19 protein-coding genes are annotated in these 19564 nt (G+C 43.5%); 1 reads left to right on the top strand and 18 read right to left on the bottom strand.

Annotation, left to right across the window (positions count from 1 at the left end; genetic code table 11):
- Positions 1-44: 44 nt before the first annotated feature.
- On the top strand, positions 45-1310 hold the full coding sequence (locus KHS79_RS14055) for an MFS transporter (protein WP_094789241.1): 1266 nt from the start codon (positions 45-47) through the stop codon (positions 1308-1310).
- 77 nt (positions 1311-1387) lie between these two features.
- Here the strand turns inward: KHS79_RS14055 and KHS79_RS14050 are convergent, their stop codons facing one another.
- From KHS79_RS14050 to KHS79_RS13965, 18 genes are all read right to left on the bottom strand, one after another.
- Positions 1388-2161 (bottom strand): substrate-binding periplasmic protein, encoded by a 774-nt coding sequence (locus KHS79_RS14050; RefSeq protein WP_212719830.1) that lies wholly within the window; start codon positions 2159-2161, stop codon positions 1388-1390.
- Between the two features lie 213 nt (positions 2162-2374).
- Positions 2375-2752 (bottom strand): PAS domain S-box protein, encoded by a 378-nt coding sequence (locus tag KHS79_RS14045; RefSeq protein WP_165773551.1) that lies wholly within the window; start codon positions 2750-2752, stop codon positions 2375-2377.
- A gap of 424 nt (positions 2753-3176) precedes the next feature.
- The gene (gene glmS / locus KHS79_RS14040) at positions 3177-5009 is read right to left on the bottom strand and encodes a glutamine--fructose-6-phosphate transaminase (isomerizing) (RefSeq protein WP_212719829.1); all 1833 of its coding nucleotides are present in this window, start codon (positions 5007-5009) and stop codon (positions 3177-3179) included.
- Between the two features lie 70 nt (positions 5010-5079).
- Entirely contained in the window at positions 5080-6453 is a 1374-nt protein-coding gene (gene glmU, locus KHS79_RS14035; protein ID WP_212719828.1) for a bifunctional UDP-N-acetylglucosamine diphosphorylase/glucosamine-1-phosphate N-acetyltransferase GlmU, read from the bottom strand.
- A gap of 220 nt (positions 6454-6673) precedes the next feature.
- Entirely contained in the window at positions 6674-7093 is a 420-nt protein-coding gene (locus KHS79_RS14030; protein WP_027707523.1) for a F0F1 ATP synthase subunit epsilon, read from the bottom strand.
- A gap of 62 nt (positions 7094-7155) precedes the next feature.
- Positions 7156-8532, bottom strand: coding sequence for a F0F1 ATP synthase subunit beta (gene atpD / locus KHS79_RS14025; RefSeq protein ID WP_027707522.1), 1377 nt, complete (start codon positions 8530-8532; stop codon positions 7156-7158).
- Between the two features lie 42 nt (positions 8533-8574).
- Positions 8575-9435 (bottom strand): F0F1 ATP synthase subunit gamma, encoded by an 861-nt coding sequence (gene atpG / locus KHS79_RS14020; RefSeq protein WP_027707521.1) that lies wholly within the window; start codon positions 9433-9435, stop codon positions 8575-8577.
- Positions 9436-9524: 89 nt separating this feature from the next.
- The gene (gene atpA, locus KHS79_RS14015; protein WP_027707520.1) at positions 9525-11069 is read right to left on the bottom strand and encodes a F0F1 ATP synthase subunit alpha; all 1545 of its coding nucleotides are present in this window, start codon (positions 11067-11069) and stop codon (positions 9525-9527) included.
- Between the two features lie 16 nt (positions 11070-11085).
- Positions 11086-11619, bottom strand: coding sequence for a F0F1 ATP synthase subunit delta (locus tag KHS79_RS14010; protein WP_038290423.1), 534 nt, complete (start codon positions 11617-11619; stop codon positions 11086-11088).
- 14 nt (positions 11620-11633) lie between these two features.
- Positions 11634-12104, bottom strand: coding sequence for a F0F1 ATP synthase subunit B (locus KHS79_RS14005; RefSeq protein ID WP_027707518.1), 471 nt, complete (start codon positions 12102-12104; stop codon positions 11634-11636).
- Positions 12105-12182: 78 nt separating this feature from the next.
- Positions 12183-12437 carry a F0F1 ATP synthase subunit C gene (gene atpE, locus KHS79_RS14000; RefSeq protein ID WP_027707517.1) on the bottom strand — a complete coding sequence of 85 codons (255 nt, stop codon included), beginning with the start codon at positions 12435-12437 and terminating at the stop codon, positions 12183-12185.
- Between the two features lie 61 nt (positions 12438-12498).
- Positions 12499-13377, bottom strand: coding sequence for a F0F1 ATP synthase subunit A (atpB, locus tag KHS79_RS13995; RefSeq protein WP_027707516.1), 879 nt, complete (start codon positions 13375-13377; stop codon positions 12499-12501).
- 27 nt (positions 13378-13404) lie between these two features.
- Complete coding sequence (locus KHS79_RS13990) at positions 13405-13779, bottom strand: F0F1 ATP synthase subunit I (RefSeq protein WP_094789227.1); 375 nt, start codon at positions 13777-13779, stop codon at positions 13405-13407.
- 255 nt (positions 13780-14034) lie between these two features.
- A complete protein-coding gene (locus KHS79_RS13985; protein WP_094789226.1) occupies positions 14035-14916 on the bottom strand; it encodes a ParB/RepB/Spo0J family partition protein in 882 nt (293 codons plus the stop codon).
- 35 nt (positions 14917-14951) lie between these two features.
- Positions 14952-15740: a ParA family protein gene (locus KHS79_RS13980; RefSeq protein ID WP_094789225.1), complete on the bottom strand. Its 789-nt coding sequence runs from the start codon at positions 15738-15740 to the stop codon at positions 14952-14954.
- Positions 15741-15766: 26 nt separating this feature from the next.
- The gene (gene rsmG / locus KHS79_RS13975) at positions 15767-16405 is read right to left on the bottom strand and encodes a 16S rRNA (guanine(527)-N(7))-methyltransferase RsmG (RefSeq protein ID WP_212719827.1); all 639 of its coding nucleotides are present in this window, start codon (positions 16403-16405) and stop codon (positions 15767-15769) included.
- Positions 16406-16550: 145 nt separating this feature from the next.
- The gene (gene mnmG / locus KHS79_RS13970) at positions 16551-18440 is read right to left on the bottom strand and encodes a tRNA uridine-5-carboxymethylaminomethyl(34) synthesis enzyme MnmG (protein WP_212719826.1); all 1890 of its coding nucleotides are present in this window, start codon (positions 18438-18440) and stop codon (positions 16551-16553) included.
- A gap of 292 nt (positions 18441-18732) precedes the next feature.
- Positions 18733-19347, bottom strand: coding sequence for a flavin reductase family protein (locus tag KHS79_RS13965; RefSeq protein ID WP_212719825.1), 615 nt, complete (start codon positions 19345-19347; stop codon positions 18733-18735).
- Between the last annotated feature and the right edge of the window lie 217 nt (positions 19348-19564).

The raw sequence follows: 19564 nt of genomic DNA, 5'->3' as shown, positions 1-19564 counted from the left end.
AGTTTTAACTTTTAAAGCTGTGGACAAGGAAGGATAAGAAGTATATGTCAATTTCAAAAAAACAAATAGCTCTGGTTGTTGCAGGAAATGCTTTTGAATGGCTAGACTTTGTAGTCTATGCAAGCCTATCCAGTGTGCTTACCAAGCTTTTCTTTCCCAATACTGATTTCAACTCAGGTCTACTAATGACATTAGCCATTTTTTCAATGTCATTCTTGGCACGACCTATTGGTGGACTCATATTTGGCCATTTAGGTGATGCTTATGGAAGACGTCTTGCACTGTATACATCTGGAGGTGTTTTAGCATTCACTTCAATTGCCATAGCATTAATGCCAACCTATGAAACACTGGGTGTTGCTGCTCCCATTATTTTACTCTTAGTGCGTGTAATACAATCCATTGCCATAGGTGGCGAGTACCCAGCACTTGTTACCTACTTAATTGAGTCAAGCCCAGCCAATAAGCGAGGCTTTTATGGTACTTTTGCTCAAATATCAACTACAGGTGGCGTACTGCTGGCAACCTTAGTGATGATGGGATTAAATAGCTGGTTAACTAGCGAACAAATTCTTAGCTGGGGTTGGCGTTTACCTTTTGGAATTGGCTTTATCACGTTACTAATATGCCTTTACTATCGATTTAAATTACTTGAAACGCCAGAATTTCAAGCTGCGCGCCAAAAGTTAACTCACTTTAAAAAAGCCCCTGTTAAAGAAGCTTTTACGCAACATTATCGTACAATCCTATTTATCTTTATTATGATCATGGCTCCTGCGGTTGTTTTTTATACATACAATATATCAGGACAAATGTTAGTTAAACGGCTACCCGTTTCAGATGAAGTTAAACTATGGTTACCCGTCTTCAACGCCATTCTTCTAACAGGTCTTATGCCAGTTTGTGGTCTATTAATTGACCGTCTAGGCTGGCAAAAAGTGATGGGCAGTGGCTTTATTTTAGCCATCATTGCAGGAACCCCAATCTACTATATTATGCAGCAACCAAGCTTGGTCGCGTTACTCTCCGCACAGCTGTTATGGGCTGTGATCGCAGCACTTATTCTCTCTTGTGTTCCCATTTCACTTGTTGATAGCACAGAAGTGAGTACCCGTACGACTGTGTTAGCCATTAGCTATAATTTATGTCTAGTACTCTTTGGAGGATTTACTCCCACTATCAATCTTATGCTGAACAGTTATAACCCTGTTATGCCAGGAGTTTATGTTTCTGTAGTATCTCTTATTTCACTGCTCTGTATTACTCGCTTTAGCCCTCAAACATATACACAGCAGTTACAGCGAGCTTAGGATGTTACTGCAGACTATAAGTATAAAAAAAGCCGACATGTGTTCGGCTTTAAGCTTTATATCAATTACTCATATCATTACTGTGAAGGTTTAATCTCAACAAAAAAATCATGCTCTAGCATTAGTTGCAACATGGAGCCATCTTTTTGCATTTTCTCAAGCTTTTTATTAAATACTTCAGTTAGCGACTCATTATCTTTACTAAAAGCCACATGCAATTTATTTTCAGATAACACTTTAGGCAAAAACTCTACCTCTTTAAGTAGTAAAGGTGATATTTTTTTTATTTCATGCCGAGCTACAAGCTCATCCTCTAATGTTAAATCTATTCGATGATGAAGCAGTTTATAAAAATTAATGATAAAGGTTCTTTCAGAAATTTTGGCTATTTCCTTAGAAGAATCAAATGCTTCGTTATAAGCATAATCACGAACAATGCCAATTTTATACGGTTTTAAATCGGCAAGCTCGTTAAACGAGATATTACTGTTACTTCGCTTAATAAACTTAATGCGGTTAAACATATAAGGATCAGTAAAATGTAAATTTTTTGCTCGTTCTTCAGAATACCAAACATCAAGCAACCCATCAAAACTCCCTTCTATTGTTCCTTTAAGCGCTCTTGCCCAAGGCAATATAAAGACCTGAACTTCAACATTATTATCACTGAAAATTTTTCTTATAAGTTGAGGTGAAAAGCCATTGCCTTTTAAGTTCGCGCCACTATATGGTGGCCATTCTGTAGCAGCAAACTTAAGCTCTTTACATAGCACAGGTGGTAATGTAGCCACCGAGCAAAACATTATAAAAAATAACTTAATTAATAATGTGCTGTTTAATTTAGTTGCCATGAACAATTCATCAATACAGTAATTTAACTAAAAGGCTAACTTAACACTAGCACTGGTCAGTACACCCTTCCAGCAAACTATAAATATCAGAATAAAGCCAATTTAAGGAGGTAAATTCGTTAACCTATTAACTACCAATAAATAGGTAGATTGAAATGAGTACTCTTTAAAAATAAAAAAACTAATAATAAAAGGGAGGCTATAAGAGGTTAGTTATTTTTTAGCGATACTTTCAAAACTATTAATGATAGCAAGAGCATACTGCTGACCAGACATATGCCAGTTTGAGATCGCTACTTTTATAAGAAACTCATAACCATCTTTTCGCTTAGCATAAATAAGTGTTTTTCTGTTATTCATTGAACGAGGAGGCTCGTTATCCTTCATATATTTTTCTGCAAGCTGATTATGGTTTGTATGAAAATTATCAGGCATTAGCATGTTAAGATGCTTTCCTATCACCTCATCTTTTGTGTATTGGAAACAGGCTTCGGCTGCTTTATTGTAAGAAACAATAATAAGCTGCCTGTCAACTGCGACAACAGGATCACTCAGTTGCTCTATTAAAAAATCTAACTGGTCAATACCCAATTTTAGCTTGGTTTCCTTTGGGAGGTTTATAATCTAGTCAGCTATTAGACTAGCACTCTTTTCCTAACAAACGATCTACACTAAACCTTTTTTAATCTATACCCAATACGGATGGTTTTTAGGTGCGGCCATCGAGTGACGAAGCCCCATGAGCCTATATTAATAGGTGATTGGGGTGAGGAGTGAAGATAACAAAACCTAGAAATCATTCGTGAAGGGTATAGGGGCCTCATCTGACAGCAGAAAATTCTTTAAACCACTTCAGCCTATTGGGTTTAGGAGCTTTAGGGAAGGCTCCAGAAATGGGTTCATTAGACAACAACGAAGTTATGCCAACATTGTTGGCATAACTCCGAGTAGCTAAAGAGAGAATTATTTGGAGCAGGATAATACTTTATTGTATTACCAACTATTGGTCTGCGACCTATTCAACCGTAACTGACTTCGCCAAGTTACGTGGCTGATCAACATCGGTTCCCTTAATAATGGCCACATAATAAGACAGCAATTGGAGTGGGACGGTAAAAATAATCGGTGCAACCACTTCATGTACATGTTCAATATACATGACCTTGACACCCTCTCCCCCTTTAAGCTGGGTTGCCTGATCTGCAAACACATAAAGCTGACCACCCCGAGCACGTACTTCTTCCATGTTTGACTTAAGCTTTTCCAATAAATCATTATTAGGCGCAACAACAACAACTGGCATATCAGTATCAATCAATGCCAGAGGTCCATGCTTTAACTCACCCGCTGCATAAGCTTCAGCATGGATGTATGAAATCTCTTTTAGTTTCAGCGCACCTTCCATAGCAATTGGGTACTGATTACCACGACCTAAAAATAAGCTATGGTGTTTTTCTGAAAAATCTTCAGCAAGCTGCTCAATATCATCAGCCAACTGTAAAACATGATTAAGGTGATTAGGTAGCTCTTTTAATGCTTTAACAATTTCGGCTTCCATTTCAGCAGACATACCCTGATAACGGCCAATTGCTGCTACCAGCATTAAAAATGATACTAGTTGTGTAGTGAATGCTTTTGTTGAAGCAACCCCAATTTCAGCGCCCGCTCGGGTCATAAAAGCCAGATCTGACTCACGCACCAGAGAAGAACCAGGTACGTTACAAATAGCCAAGGAAGCCATATAACCCTGTTCTTTTGCCAAGCGCAACGCTGCTAAGGTATCTGCTGTTTCACCTGACTGAGAAATAGTCACGAACAAACAGTTTTTCGGAACAACTGATTTGCGGTAGCGAAATTCTGAGGCAATTTCCACATTACATTGCACCCCCGCAATGCTTTCAAACCAGTAGCGGGCAACAAGCCCTGCATGATAACTGGTACCACAGGCAATAATCTGAATTGATTCTACGTTGCTAAAAATATCATGAGCTTCATGGCCAAAGCTGGCTTCGATCACTTGTTTATCCGTCAGCCGCCCTTCAAGCGTATTGATAATAGCATCGGGTTGCTCATAAATTTCCTTCAACATGTAGTGACGGAATTTACCTTTATCACTCGCATCATGCGTTACTGTGCTTTCTGATTCTTCACGTTGCACAGGCTTTCCTGATTGATCATAGATATCAATCTTGTCACGGGTAATCTCTGCGACATCACCTTCTTCAAGGTAAATAAAGCGACGTGTCACGGGTAATAAAGCCAGTTGGTCTGAAGCAAAGAAGCGTTCACCAATACCTACTCCTATTACCAATGGACTGCCAGAACGTGCACCTATCAGTCGGCTTGGATCACGACGATCCATCGCAACCATTCCATATGCTCCTTCCAACTGTTTTACTGTCTGTTGAACGGCTTCCAGTAAACTACTTGTGTGCTGTCGCACTGAGTGAATCAGGTGAACAATTACTTCCGTATCTGTTTCAGAAATAAACTCGTATCCCTGCTTTTTGAGTTTTTCCCTTAGAAATTCGTGGTTTTCAATAATGCCATTATGGACAACGGCAATATCGCCATTGGAAACATGTGGGTGAGCATTCCGCTCACTAGGCTCACCATGTGTTGCCCAACGGGTATGGGCTATTCCGGTACCACCTGCCAAAGGCTCAAGCTTTAATGCATCTGCCAACTCTGCCACTTTGCCTAAACGACGTAATCTATTCAGCTCACTTGCCTGATTGACAATAGCCATACCCGCTGAATCATACCCGCGATATTCTAGACGACGAAGCCCTTCCAGCAGTATCTCAGCAACATCCCGTTGAGCAACAGCCCCCACAATTCCACACATAACCACGTTCCTTATACTTAAAAACCAGCTACAGGTAACACGTCTTATTTTTACGTGCTGTATTATCTAGCTATTTCTTTTTTGGTCGTTGCCAACCATCAATGTTCATCTGTTTTCCACGAGCAACCGCAAGCTGTTCAGCTGAAACGACTCGAGTAATGGTTGAGCCAGCTCCCACTGTAGCACCTTGAGCAATGGTTAGCGGGGCAACCAGTGAGCTGTTAGAGCCTATGAATACATTATCTTCGATGACTGTTTTGTGTTTATTTACGCCATCATAGTTACAGGTGATGGTACCGGCCCCAATATTTACATCAGCGCCAATCTCAGCATCGCCTACATAAGTCAGATGGTTTATTTTACTGCCAATACCAACATTGACCTTTTTCGTTTCTACAAAGTTACCCACTTTAGCTTTTTTGGCCAGCACTGTTGCAGGACGTAGACGGGCAAAAGGTCCCACTTCAGATTCTTGACCTACCTCTGCTGATTCCAATATAGAGTTTGCTTTTATAACGGCATTATCAGCTATAACACTATCACTAATAACACAGTTAGGGCCTATCACAACGTTATTGCCAATCGTCACCGCACCTTCAAACACAACATTGACATCAATAAACACATCTTGCCCAACATTCACATCGCCCCGCACATCCAAGCGGTATGGATCAGCAACAGTTGCGCCTGCCAGCATTAATTTTTTTGCCTGCTCAAACTGAAACCATCGCTCTAGTTCTGCTAGCTGAACACGGTTGTTAACCCCTTGAACTTCCTGTTCACAGCTTGGATGAACTGCATTAACAGTCAACCCTTCAGCAACAGCCATTGCCACAATATCGGTTAAGTAATACTCCCCTTGTGCATTATCATTGCTCAGCTTAGGCAGCCAGTGTTTTAGTTTTTCTGTTTTTACCGCCATGATACCGGTATTAATTTCTTTGATGGCCAGTTGCTCAGGTGTCGCATCTTTATGCTCAACAATAGCCGTAACCTGTTGTTGAGCATTGCGTACAATACGCCCATAACCTGTCGCATCAGCTAACTCAACGGTGAGTAGTGCAAACCCACTTTGCTTAGCTGACGTCAATAAGTTATGCAGCGTATCTGCCTGAATAAGCGGCACATCGCCATATAAAATCAGCACAATATCGGATTCATCAATATGGGAAATGGCTTGAGCAACAGCATGCCCAGTACCTAACTGTTGCGCTTGGGTTATCCAATTTACCGCATAGTGATTGAGGTGATGTTTTACAGTATCTCCTCCATGGCCTACGACAACATGTAATTGTCGTTTATCCTGCTGCTGCATAGCTTGTTGAGCCGTTAGCATGACGTGCTCTAACATAGGCTTACCCGCCAAAGAATGAATGACCTTTGGCAACTTAGATTTCATTCGAGTGCCTTGGCCCGCAGCCAAGATGACAATATCAACATTCATGATTAGTCGTGAGGTACTTGTTGGTAATTTTTACAGACAGGGGCTTGTGACAGCCCCAATTTTTTGAAAAACCGTACAATTAAAACGAACTATTTAGATGGCAATGTATGCTTTGCAAATCCTACACCATCGCCAAAATTAAAAAAGCGTCTTTAGCGAGAGTTCAATCATAAAAAAAGGGTAGCATAGCTACCCTTTTTTAAACCGGCTGGTTATCTGATCAACGCTTGTGCCGAATATGTTGCAAAGTACGCAGTTTTGCAGCGGCTTCTGCTAGCTGGCTAGCGGCACGAGAATAGTCAAACTCACCACTTTGGTTAGCTAAAGCATGCTCAGCCTCTTGCTTAGCACGAACTGCTGCAGCCTCATCAACGTCGCCTGCACGCAGTGCTGTATCTGCAAGCACCGTGATGGAGTTTGGTTGGACTTCAAGGAAGCCACCAGAAACATAAAAGATTTCTTCTTTGCCACCTTGTTTTACGATTCGAACAGGGCCAGGCTTAAGGTCAGTCAACAGGGGAGCATGGCCAGGGGCAATACCCAGGTCACCCAGATTACCTGTTGCAATAACCATCTCAACCAAGCCTGAGTAAATCTCCTGCTCAGCGCTGACGATGTCACAATGTACTGTAATTGCCATCGCGGTATGCCTCGCTACGGCCTAAGCCGGTAACTGCTAATTTGCTACCGGCTGCAGGCGCATTAAAGTTTCTTGGCCTTTTCAACAGCCTCGTCAATACTACCCACCATATAGAAGGCCTGCTCAGGTAAGTCGTCGTACTCACCTTCCAGAATACCTTTAAAGCCACTAATAGTGTCTTTAAGTGATACGTATTTTCCTGAAGAGCCAGTAAAGACTTCCGCTACGAAGAATGGCTGTGACAAGAAGCGCTCAATCTTACGCGCACGAGATACAACCTGCTTGTCTTCCTCAGAAAGCTCATCCATACCCAAAATGGCAATGATATCTTTCAACTCTTTATAACGCTGAAGAACAGACTGAACACCACGGGCAACGTCATAATGCTCTTGACCAATAACCAGTGGATCAAGCTGACGTGATGTTGAGTCCAGAGGATCTACCGCAGGGTAAATACCTTTTGCCGCAATATCACGGGACAATACAACCGTCGCATCCAAGTGCGAGAAAGTGGTGGCTGGTGATGGGTCAGTCAAGTCATCGGCAGGAACGTAAACAGCTTGAATCGAGGTAATAGAACCTGTCTTCGTCGATGTAATACGCTCTTGAAGCACACCCATCTCTTCAGCCAGTGTTGGCTGATAACCTACCGCTGAAGGCATACGACCTAGCAGCGCAGACACCTCAGTTCCCGCCAGGGTGTAACGATAAATGTTGTCGACAAACAACAATACGTCACGGCCTTCATCACGGAACTTCTCAGCCATGGTCAAGCCAGTCAAAGCCACCCGCAAACGGTTTCCAGGCGGCTCATTCATCTGACCATATACTAGTGATACTTTGTCTAGTACGTTTGATTCCTGCATCTCGTGATAAAAGTCATTACCTTCACGAGTCCGCTCACCTACACCGGCAAATACAGAATAACCACTGTGCTCGATGGCGATGTTACGGATAAGCTCCATCATGTTTACGGTCTTACCCACACCAGCACCACCAAACAGACCTACCTTACCCCCTTTGGCAAAAGGACAAACTAAGTCAATAACTTTGATACCGGTTTCCAACAGCTCGTTAGCTGCTGCTTGCTCATCGAAAGAAGGTGCTTCACGGTGAATTGAGGAGCGCTCTTGCTCACCAATTGGCCCTTTTTCATCGATCGGATTACCCAATACGTCCATGATACGACCCAGGGTTTCTTTACCCACAGGTACTTTAATTGGGTTGTTGGTATTCTTAACATCTAAACCACGGCTCACACCTTCAGTTGAACCCATGGCGATTGACCGTACCACGCCATCACCCAGCTGTTGCTGTACTTCAAGGGTTAAGTCTTTGCTCTCAACTACCAGAGCATCATAAACCTTGGGTACAGAATCGCGGGGAAACTCTACGTCGACCACGGCACCGATAATTTGTACGATACGTCCGCTACTCATCGATGGTTCCTCATATTCAATAACCTGAACCTGTTCAAACCATTAAACAGCGGCAGCGCCGCCAACGATTTCTGAAATTTCCTGAGTGATTGCTGCCTGACGGGCCTTGTTATAAACCAGCTGTAGCTCATCAATCAGATTACCCGCGTTATCTGTTGCGCTTTTCATCGCAACCATTCGGGCAGCCTGCTCACAGGCATTGTTCTCAACAACGGCCTGATAAACCTGAGACTCAACATAACGAACCAGCAAGCCATCTAATAATTGCTTAGCGTCTGGCTCATACAAGTAATCCCAATGATGTTTTAAAGTTTTGTCATCACTGGCTTGTAGAGGAAGCAACTGCTCACTGTTAGGCTCCTGAGTCATGGTGTTCACAAAACGGTTAAACACCAGGTACAGGCGATCAATTCGACCTTCTTCGTAAGCATCAAGCATTACCTTAACGCCACCAATTAGGTCAGCAATGGAAGGTTCATCACCCAAACCATTGATAGCTGCTACCGCATTACCACCATAGTGGCGGAAAAAGGCACCAGCTTTGCTGCCCACGAGGCAAAGATCAATCTCTGCACCTTGGTCAGCCCACTGTTTCATTTCAGTAATGGTTTTTTTGAACAGGTTAATGTTCAAGCCGCCGCACAGACCGCGATCAGATGACACCACGATAAAACCAACCCGCTTGACTTCTCTTTCCGTCATGTAGGTATGGCGATATTCCGGAGTTGAGTTGGCAATATGGCCAACCACCTCACGAATGCGCTCGGCGTAAGGACGGCTGTGTTGCATACGATCCTGTGCCTTACGCATTTTACTCGCCGCCACCAACTGCATAGCGCTGGTGATTTTTTGTGTGTTTTTGATGCTCGCAATCTGCGTGCGAATTTCTTTTCCGACTGCCATGTAGCACCCTTTCAGGTTGAAAACATTACTGATGCCAGTAATGCAGCAGCGGATCAGCCAATGACTAACGCCTTTGACTGATACCTAACTTACCAGGTTTGAGTCGCTTTAAACTTCTCAATACCTTGCTTGATACCTGCTTCAATTTCGTCGTTGTAGTCACCAGACTCATTAATTTTATTCATCAATTCAGCGAATTCACTGTTCATGAATGAAATGAGTGCAGCTTCAAAATCAACGATTTTCTTAAGCTCAACGTCTTCCAGATATCCTTTGTCTGCTGCGTAAATACTGACGGACATTTCAGCCACACTCAGCGGCGAGTACTGTTTCTGTTTCATCAGCTCTGTTACACGCTGGCCATGCTCCAACTGTTTACGCGTAGCTTCATCAAGATCTGAAGCAAACTGCGAGAAAGCGGCCAACTCACGATACTGAGCCAAAGCAGTACGGATACCACCCGACAGCTTTTTCATAATTTTCGTCTGTGCGGCACCACCTACCCGAGATACCGAAATACCTGGGTTGATCGCTGGACGTATGCCAGAGTTAAACAAGCTTGTTTCCAAGAAAATCTGACCGTCCGTAATCGAAATTACGTTAGTTGGTACGAATGCAGAAACGTCACCCGCCTGCGTCTCGATAATTGGCAACGCTGTCAGAGAGCCTGTTTTGCCTTTAACTTCACCATTGGTAAACGCTTCTACATATTCAGCATTTACTCGAGCAGCACGCTCTAGCAAACGAGAGTGTAGATAGAATACGTCTCCAGGATAAGCCTCACGGCCTGGTGGGCGACGCAATAACAATGAAATTTGGCGGTAAGCCCATGCCTGTTTGGTTAAGTCATCATAAATGATGAGTGCATCTTGACCACGATCACGGAAATACTCACCCATTGAGCAACCTGAGAAAGGTGCCAAAAATTGCATGGGTGCAGGATCTGCAGCACCAGCAGCAACCACAACGGTGTGCTCCATAGCGCCGTGCTCTTCTAGCTTACGTACTACGTTAGCAATCGAAGACTGCTTTTGACCAATTGCCACGTAGATACATTTAATACCTGTACCTTTCTGGTTGATAATAGTATCAATCGCTACTGCAGACTTACCAACCTGACGGTCACCGATAATCAACTCACGCTGACCACGGCCAATTGGAATCATCGAGTCAATCGCTTTCAAACCTGTCTGCACTGGCTGATCTACCGACTTACGTGCAATTACCCCTGGTGCTACTTTTTCAACAGGCGCCGTCAATTCAGCATCAATCGGTCCCTTGCCATCAATAGGGTTACCCAATGCATCTACAACACGGCCTAAAAGCTTCTCACCAACAGGTACTTCAAGAATACGACCAGTACATTTTGCTGTTTGGCCTTCAGCCAAACCTTTGTAGTCGCCCAAAACAACAGCACCGACTGAGTCACGCTCCAAGTTCAGTGCCATGCCAAATACACCACCGGAGAACTCAATCATCTCTCCGTACATTACGTCAGCCAGTCCATGGATACGAACAATACCATCAGATACGCTGACGATCGTGCCCTCATTACGGGCTTCTGTTGCGATATCAAGCTTCTCAATTCGCTGCTTGATAATATCGCTGATTTCAGATGGATTCAGTTGCTGCATGCTATGCCCCTTTAACTCAGGATCTCATCGCGTCGGCCAATTGATCAAGCTTGGCACGGATACTGCCATCAATTACCAGATCGCCAGCTTTGATGATAAGACCACCTAACAGGCTCTTATCAACCTTATTCTCAACATTAATTTCACGACCAAAACGCGAGCTGAGTGATTTTGCCAGTTTATCCTGCTGTTCAGCTGTCAGTTCAAAAGCTGAAGTTACTTGTACGTCAACTTTCTTCTCTTCTTCAGCCTTTAACTGCTCAAACAGGCCAGCGATGTATGGCAGCAAGGTTAAACGTTTATTGCTAGCTAAAGCGTGAATGAAGTTTGCTCCGTGGCTATCAATTTCATCACCACACATATCTAAAAAAACGGCTGCCCGGGTTGCTCCATTAACATCAGGAGAGGACAGCAACTGTTGTACCTTAGGCTGCATGGAAATTGCAGCACCAAGATTTAACATTGCTGACCAGTTTGACAGGCTTTTTTTAGCCACAGCAAACTCAAACGCTGCTCTTGCATAGGGTCGAGCTAAGGTGGTCAGTTCCATTTGGCTAACCCCTGTTATAGCTCAGCGGCAAGCTGGTCTACGAGTTTGCTTTGCGCTTTCTCATTAACCGCTTCACCAAGAATTTTTTCAGCCCCGGCAATTGCTAAAGTTGCTACCTGAGCACGAAGCGTTTCGCGTGCACGGTTAACTTCTTGTTCAATTTCTGCCTGAGCCGCAACCTTCATCCGTTCACCTTCAACTCTTGCTTGCTCTTTAGCTTCTTCAATAATCTGAGATGAACGCTTATTTGCCTGCTCGATAATTTCAGCAGCCTGTTGCTTTGCTTCACGTAATTGTTTGCCGGCTTTATCTTGAGCCAACTCTAAATCACGCTTGGCGCGATCCGCAGCCTCTAAACCATCGGCAATTTTCTTTTGTCTCTGCTTGAGTGCTTGCATGACTGGAGGCCATACATACTTCATACAGAAAATAACGAAAATCGCGAAGGCCAGAGACTGTCCTATAAGGGTCGCATTGAGATTCATGCCAACACCTCTCGCTGTATTTTTATAGGACAACTAATGCACAAACGACTGGCACTAGCCGTTATTTGCATAAATGACCTAATTAACTAAACCAACAAATGGGTTAGCGAAAGTGAAGAACAATGCAATACCCACACCGATCATTGTAACCGCGTCCAATAGACCCGCTACGATGAACATTTTAATTTGTAGCATTGGTACCATTTCAGGTTGACGAGCAGCGCCTTCAAGAAATTTACCACCCAACAAACCAAAGCCAATCGCAGTACCTAAAGCACCCATACCAATTAAAAGAGCTACTGCGATCGCTGTTAAACCAACTACAGTTTCCATTTATTTCCTCCCGACAGTCGTCGTCTTTAGTTAAAGAAAAGTGATGACAAAAACCGATAGATTAATGGTCTTCATGAGCCATACTTAAGTAAACAATCGTAAGCATCATGAAAATAAACGCCTGCAGTACAATGATCAAAATATGGAAAATTGCCCAAGGTACTGAAAGGAACCATTGCGCCCACCAAACAGGAATCAACGCAATTAGAATAAAAATAAGCTCGCCAGCATAAAGGTTGCCAAAGAGACGTAAGGCTAAAGAAACTGGTTTCGCCAGTAACCCAACAAACTCTAACAAGAAGTTAAAAGGAATCAGTGACCAGTGGTTGAAAGGGTGAAGTGTTAACTCACCAACAAAACCACCTACACCTTTAACCTTGATGCTGTAGTAAATAATCAACCCAAACACTGCCAGCGCCATCGCAATGGTGGCATTGGGGTCGGTAGTGGGTACCACCTTCATGAAGGGAATGCCAAGCTGAGTCGCTATGAGTGGCAGCCAGTCAACAGGCACCAAGTCCATAAGGTTCATTAAAAAGACCCAGACAAAAATGGTCAATGCAAGCGGCGCAATCAACGCATTTCGACCGTGGAAAGTGTCCTTAACGTTGGTATCAACAAACTCCACCATCAACTCGACGAAATTTTGCAATGCACCAGGCACACCACTTGTTGCATAAATTGCAGCTTTTCGAAACAGGTATAAAAATAATACCCCTAGAAAAATCGACCAACCAAGCGTATCAAGATGAAGCGCCCAAAAGCCCATTGCTTTTGCTTCCGCAGCATTATGTGCGATCGTCCATGCAGAGTCAGTTAGCGTTTCAACCACCTTACCGTGATGATCTACCCGCTCAAACCCTTCTGGCAGTCGGCCAAATGTCAAATTCTGTAAATGGTGCTGAATATACTCAGCAGATGTTTGGTTTTCAGTCGCCATGGTATGCTCTCGCAGTAATCCAATAAGCTAAAACTTTATTATCCAGGCAGTAAACCAGTTCACCATCTGAACAACTATAAAGGTCCCAAACAAGGCGAAGACATTAAGCGGCTTTATGAAAATAAAGACCAACGCAAAAATCATTGCGGTCAAAATAAACTTTCCAGCTTCACCTTTGTAAAACGATCTGGCTATTTTTTGTGCAGCACGAGCACCTGAGTACGCAAACGCTTTGCTCACTAAATAGGCATTGGGCAGCAGAGAGGCTAACCCACCCAGCAATGCTGAATAGGCTACAACTGTGCTATGTAGCCATAATGCTAGTGCGACCAATACCGTAATTAAGAGTTGTATAATTATTACACGGTATATGGGCGGCTTTCTTAAATGGGGTGCGGTCATGCAGCTAATGCCTTAGCAGCAAAAACACACAACACCTCCAACCAACTGACGTGCGCTACTCGCCTACAACTGTTCAATAAGGCCCCCTCGAGCTTACCAAAGGCCCCCTCGAGACCTCAAAACATAATTCAGTTAATTTTTGGGGCTTGAAGTATATTGGGAATGGCTCGAGTGTTCAACACTCACCGGGCTTAATGAACCTGGCTCATTAGTCAAATACACTAAGCGTCGAGATAGTCCACTGAAAAAGCTGTATTATTTAATATGATCTAATACACCGTCTAGCTCATCAAGACTGTTGTATTTAATGATAAGCTTGCCTTTTCCTTTAGCCGTATGTTGAATAGCGACAGGTGCTCCCAACTTTTCACCCAGGTCCTGCTCCAGCTTTTTAATGTCAGGATCAATAGGCGTACTTTTATTGTCTTTTACTTTTTTGTCTGCCTGAATATGCCGTACTAAAGACTCAGTTTGTCTGACAGATAACCCTTTCGCGACAACACTTTTGGCTGTTTCTGTTTGTATAGACTTAGGCAAGCCTAACAGCGCTTTAGCATGTCCCATATCCAGGTCACCATGCTCCAGCATTGTTTTGACATCATCACTTAACGTCATTAAGCGCAGCAAGTTGGTAATAGCCACTCGCGACTTGCCAACTGCATCTGCAACCTGTTGCTGAGTGAGTCCAAACTCTTGCTGAAGGCGCTGCAGAGCAATGGCTTCCTCAATCGGGTTAAGGTCCTCTCGCTGAATATTTTCGATCAGTGCCATCGCTATAGCTGCTTCATCAGGCACATCGCGAACAACTGCAGGAATGGTATCCAAGCCAGCTAGTTGACTGGCACGCCAGCGTCGTTCTCCAGCAATAATCTCATACTGATCAGCACCAATAGGTCTTACCACGATGGGCTGCATAACCCCTTGAGCTTTAATAGAGTTAGCCAGCTCTTCTAAAGCATCAGGGTGCATATCGCGCCGAGGCTGATAGCGTCCCCGCTGAATAAACTCAACAGGAAGATGTACAAGCTCTTTCTCTTTTTGCTCGCCACTCTCTTCATTAGAGTCTGGCTCATTATAAGATGAGCCTCCTAGCAGAGCATCTAGGCCTCGGCCCAATCCACGCTTTTTAGCTGCCATAGGAAATAATCAACTTTGTCCAAGGGTTAGAATACTTATGCAGACTCTTGTTTAAGCGGTGTTTCCTGGCGTCGAAGCATTTCTCCAGCCAAGGCAAGATAAGCAACCGCTCCACGAGATGCTTTATCATACGCCAGAGCAGGCATACCAAAACTAGGCGCTTCCGCCAGGCGAATATTTCGAGGTATTACCGTCCGATAAACCTTATCACCAAAATGATTGACCAGCTGTGATGATACTTCATTAGCTAAACTGGTGCGCGGGTCATACATAGTACGTAACAAGCCTTCTATTTTTAAGTTGGCATTTAAAACCCGACTTATTCGTTGAATGGTATCAAGTAAAGCGGTTAACCCCTCCAGTGCATAATATTCGCACTGCATTGGAATAATAACACCATTAGCTGCAGCCAGTGCATTGACGGTTAACATATTCAGAGAAGGAGGACAGTCAATAATAATATAGTCATATTTAGATGCAGTCTTAGCCAGTGCATAACTGAGCCGCTTTTCTTTATTAGGTAACTCCAATAGTTGTACTTCAGCTGCAGTCAAATCACCATTGGCTGGTAACAAGTCAAATCCACCGGATTCACTTTTTACCAATGCATCCACCGCCTCTTTTTGTCCCGTTAGCACATCATAAACAGACGCTGAAAGCGCTTGCTTATTCACACCGCTCCCCATGGTTGCATTGCCCTGCGGGTCAAGATCAACAAGAAGCACACGGCGCTTGGTGGCTACTAAAGATGCAGCCAGATTGACGCAAGTGGTAGTCTTACCCACCCCGCCTTTTTGGTTGGTCACTGCAAGTATTTTCGCCACCTTGGATGTCCCTCAGTTCACTTAATTTAAACAGGTTTATTACTAATTTTAATGAGGTGACGCTGCGCATCACACCCAGGGACAGATAACTGATAAGCTTCAATTTGCTCTGTCATTTTTGAATCGAGTTGTGCTATTTCTGCCTCAGGGTAAAGTCCTTTCATTGCTAAAAAATAACCCTCATCAGCACATAAATGATGCGTATTTTGTAACATATCACATAGTGACGCAAAAGCCCGTGACACAATTATGTCAAATGACTGCTTCACCTCAAACTCTTCTGCTCTAGATTGCACAACAGTAACGTTATCCAATTCTAACTGAATTTTTACCTGGGTTAAAAAACGGGTTTTCTTACCATTGCTATCTAGCAGTGTGAAATGCCTGTCAGGAAAAAAAATGGCTAACGGTATGCCGGGTAGACCAGGACCTGTTCCAACATCCAGAATGTGATCTTTGTCGATATACGGTGTAACACTTAGGCTATCCAGCAAGTGTCGCTCAACCATTGTATTGGGATCTCTAATGGCTGTGAGGTTATAAGCCTGATTCCATTTGACGAGTAAGCCCAAATACGTCATCAACGCATCTACTTGACCTGTCGTCAGCGTCAAGCCCATCTGTTTTATACCGTTGACCAGGAGTAAACGTTGTGATTCCACCATACTTTTATTACTTATCATGAAATGGGTTTTACATAATACAGCAACTAAAAACTGAGTGGATTAAAATTAAAACTAAGACTGTTACCAAAATATTGATAACAGTCTTAACCACTCACGAAAGTCGACTTACGGCTAGAAGTGAAGATTAAGCTGACTTCTCATTTAACAATGAGCGCTTCTTCAGATGGACAATCAGTAGAGAAACCGCAGCAGGGGTAACACCAGAGATACGTGATGCCTGTCCAAGTGTTTCGGGCTGATGTGTAATTAGCTTTTGTTTTATTTCATTCGACAGGCCAGGAATATTGTCATAGTCCAGGTCCGCAGGTAAGGGCGTCTCTTCATGGCGGCGAAGCTTAATGATCTCGTTTTCTTGGCGCGCTATATACCCTTCATACTTAACTTGAATTTCAACCTGCTCAGCTACCTGGCCATCACTGGAGACAGGCTCACCGACAAGATTCGCAATGTGTTCATACCCTACTTCAGGCCGGCGTAACAACTCAAGTAAGTTGTACTCATGGGTAATTGGGCTGGTAATCACTTTATTGATCTGCTCAGCTTCGACAGAGGCTGGTTGAATCCATGAGGTTTTTAGTCGCTCCTGCTCTTTCGAAATGGCGTCTTGCTTAGCAGAAAAAACTTCCCAGCGATGATCATCGACAAGTCCTAGCTCACGTCCTTTTTCTGTTAACCGTAAATCAGCATTATCTTCTCGTAAAATGAGTCGATACTCAGCGCGGCTGGTAAACATTCGATAGGGTTCACGGGTACCATGTGTGATTAAGTCATCCACAAGCACCCCAATATAAGCCTCATCCCGACGCGGGCACCATGCTTCTTTTTCTTGCGCTCTACGTGCAGCATTCAAGCCGGCTAAAAGACCTTGAGCCGCCGCCTCTTCATACCCTGTGGTACCGTTAATCTGCCCAGCAAAGAACAGTCCTTGGATAAATTTTGTCTCCAGAGAGCTGTGCAAATCTCTTGGATCAAAAAAGTCATACTCTATGGCGTAACCAGGCCGGATTATATGAGCATTCTCAAAACCTTTAATAGACCGAACCAAGGCCAGCTGTACATCAAACGGTAAGCTGGTTGAAATACCATTAGGGTAAAGCTCATGAGTAGTTAGACCTTCAGGCTCCACAAATACTTGGTGAGATGCCTTATCCGCAAAGCGCATTATTTTGTCTTCAATCGAAGGACAGTAACGTGGTCCAACTCCCTCTATAGCTCCAGTGTACATGGGTGAGCGATCTAGACCTTTACGAATGATCTCATGGGTTTGCTCATTTGTATGGGCAATAAAGCAGTTAACCTGTTGTGGGTGTTCATCCACACACCCTAAAAATGACATGACTGGCAATGGCGTATCACCTGGCTGTGGTGTCATGACAGAAAAGTCGACTGAACGTGCATCAATGCGAGGAGGCGTCCCTGTTTTTAGACGCTCTACACGAAAGGGTAACTCTCTTAAACGTTTAGCCAGAGCAATAGAAGGCTGGTCACCTGCTCTACCACCAGAATGGTTTTCCAAGCCAATGTGAATAACGCCCCCCAAAAAAGTGCCTGCAGTTATTACGACACTGGGCGCATAAAACTTCAGCCCCATTTGGGTAACAACACCTTCAACCTTCTCTTGATGAACAATCAGGTCATCAACTGCTTGTTGAAAAATATCAAGATTGGGCTGATTTTCCAGCATATGCCTAATGGCCGCTTTGTAAAGCACCCGATCAGCTTGAGCACGGGTTGCCCGAACCGCAGGTCCTTTACGAGAGTTAAGAATACGAAATTGAATCCCTGCACGATCCGTTGCTTGGGCCATTGCACCACCAAGTGCATCAACCTCTTTTACCAAGTGGCTTTTACCAATTCCGCCAATAGCAGGGTTACAGGACATTTGTCCAAGTGTTTCAATATTATGTGTTAACAGTAATGTTTTAACGCCCATGCGTGCCGCAGCCAATGCAGCTTCAGTACCTGCATGACCACCACCCACTACAATCACATCATAGCGTGTCGGAAAATCCACTATTTCTAACCTCGACTTTTAGCAACATCAACTGCTAGCAAAAACTTTATAGCACTGAGTTCCTTCGCAATCTTCTGTATATGGCTGGCACTTTACACACAGACAAAGTCAAACTAGTGCTTGCTGCAAAATTTGCTAATTATAAAAGGAAAACGTAGAAAAATAACTATAAATTTGGTGCTGAAAACACCTTTTATCGCTACCACTATGATGTTTTTGCTATAAGCTAAAAAGACTTAATCAGCTTTTGCTAGCTTCTTCCAAGCTTGCAGTATCTTCATCGTATAAATGCTTACTTGGGTCGAGGAATGCTAATCACTTTACCCATCACCGCATACTCACTACTTCCTAAACGAGCTAAAGGGTCAACTCGAAGCGCATCAATCTTACTCCGCCCTTTTGTATCTTCTGCAATCACCTCATCACTCACAAAAAGCTGATGAACTTCAGCATAGATAACCCTTTGTTTATTTCGACCCAGCTCATGGACTTGATTAAAACTGCATGCCATTGCAATGTCACAACACGCTAATCTGGGAACGTCAAACCCATCAAACGGCACTAGATCTAACCCTAGCTCATCGACTTCAGAGGTTTCTGCTGGCAGTGTTCTGGATGAGTCAGTAACCAATTGCGCCAAATTACTTTTAGCAATGTGAATCACACAGTTTTTGCGGGCAATTAAGTTCTCACTAGTATCCTTATATTCACCACCAGGCTTTTTACCTACGGATAGCATAACTAGTGGTGGATCACTACAAACAGCATTAAAGTAAGAAAAAGGAGCCAGGTTATAACCCCCCATCTCATTCACAGAGATAACCCATGCTATGGGTCTTGGCACAATACTTTGAGTCATCCAATGATAAATTTGAGTTGGTGTTAAGCTTGAAAAGTCAATCTGCATGTACCCTCCCTCTTCTACGAAACCATTCTCTTTACGTCAACTGTTTTACATCACTTTTGAACCGTGAATAACCAAAAAGCATAAAGACAACTGGTGTCAAAAATATCTACATTAGTCGCTAGCTTAACCCAATATGTGACGAGGTAAATATCTCCTGTCTTATTTTTTGTCATTATTAAAGCTCGAATACTTTTAATCAGCGACTCAAGGGTACCTC

This window comes from Zooshikella ganghwensis, assembly GCF_018263875.1.
Taxonomy (GTDB): Bacteria; Pseudomonadota; Gammaproteobacteria; order Pseudomonadales; family Zooshikellaceae; genus Zooshikella; species Zooshikella ganghwensis.
Note: the sequence above shows the minus strand (reverse complement) of the source record. Positions and strands in the feature narration are given on the sequence as shown.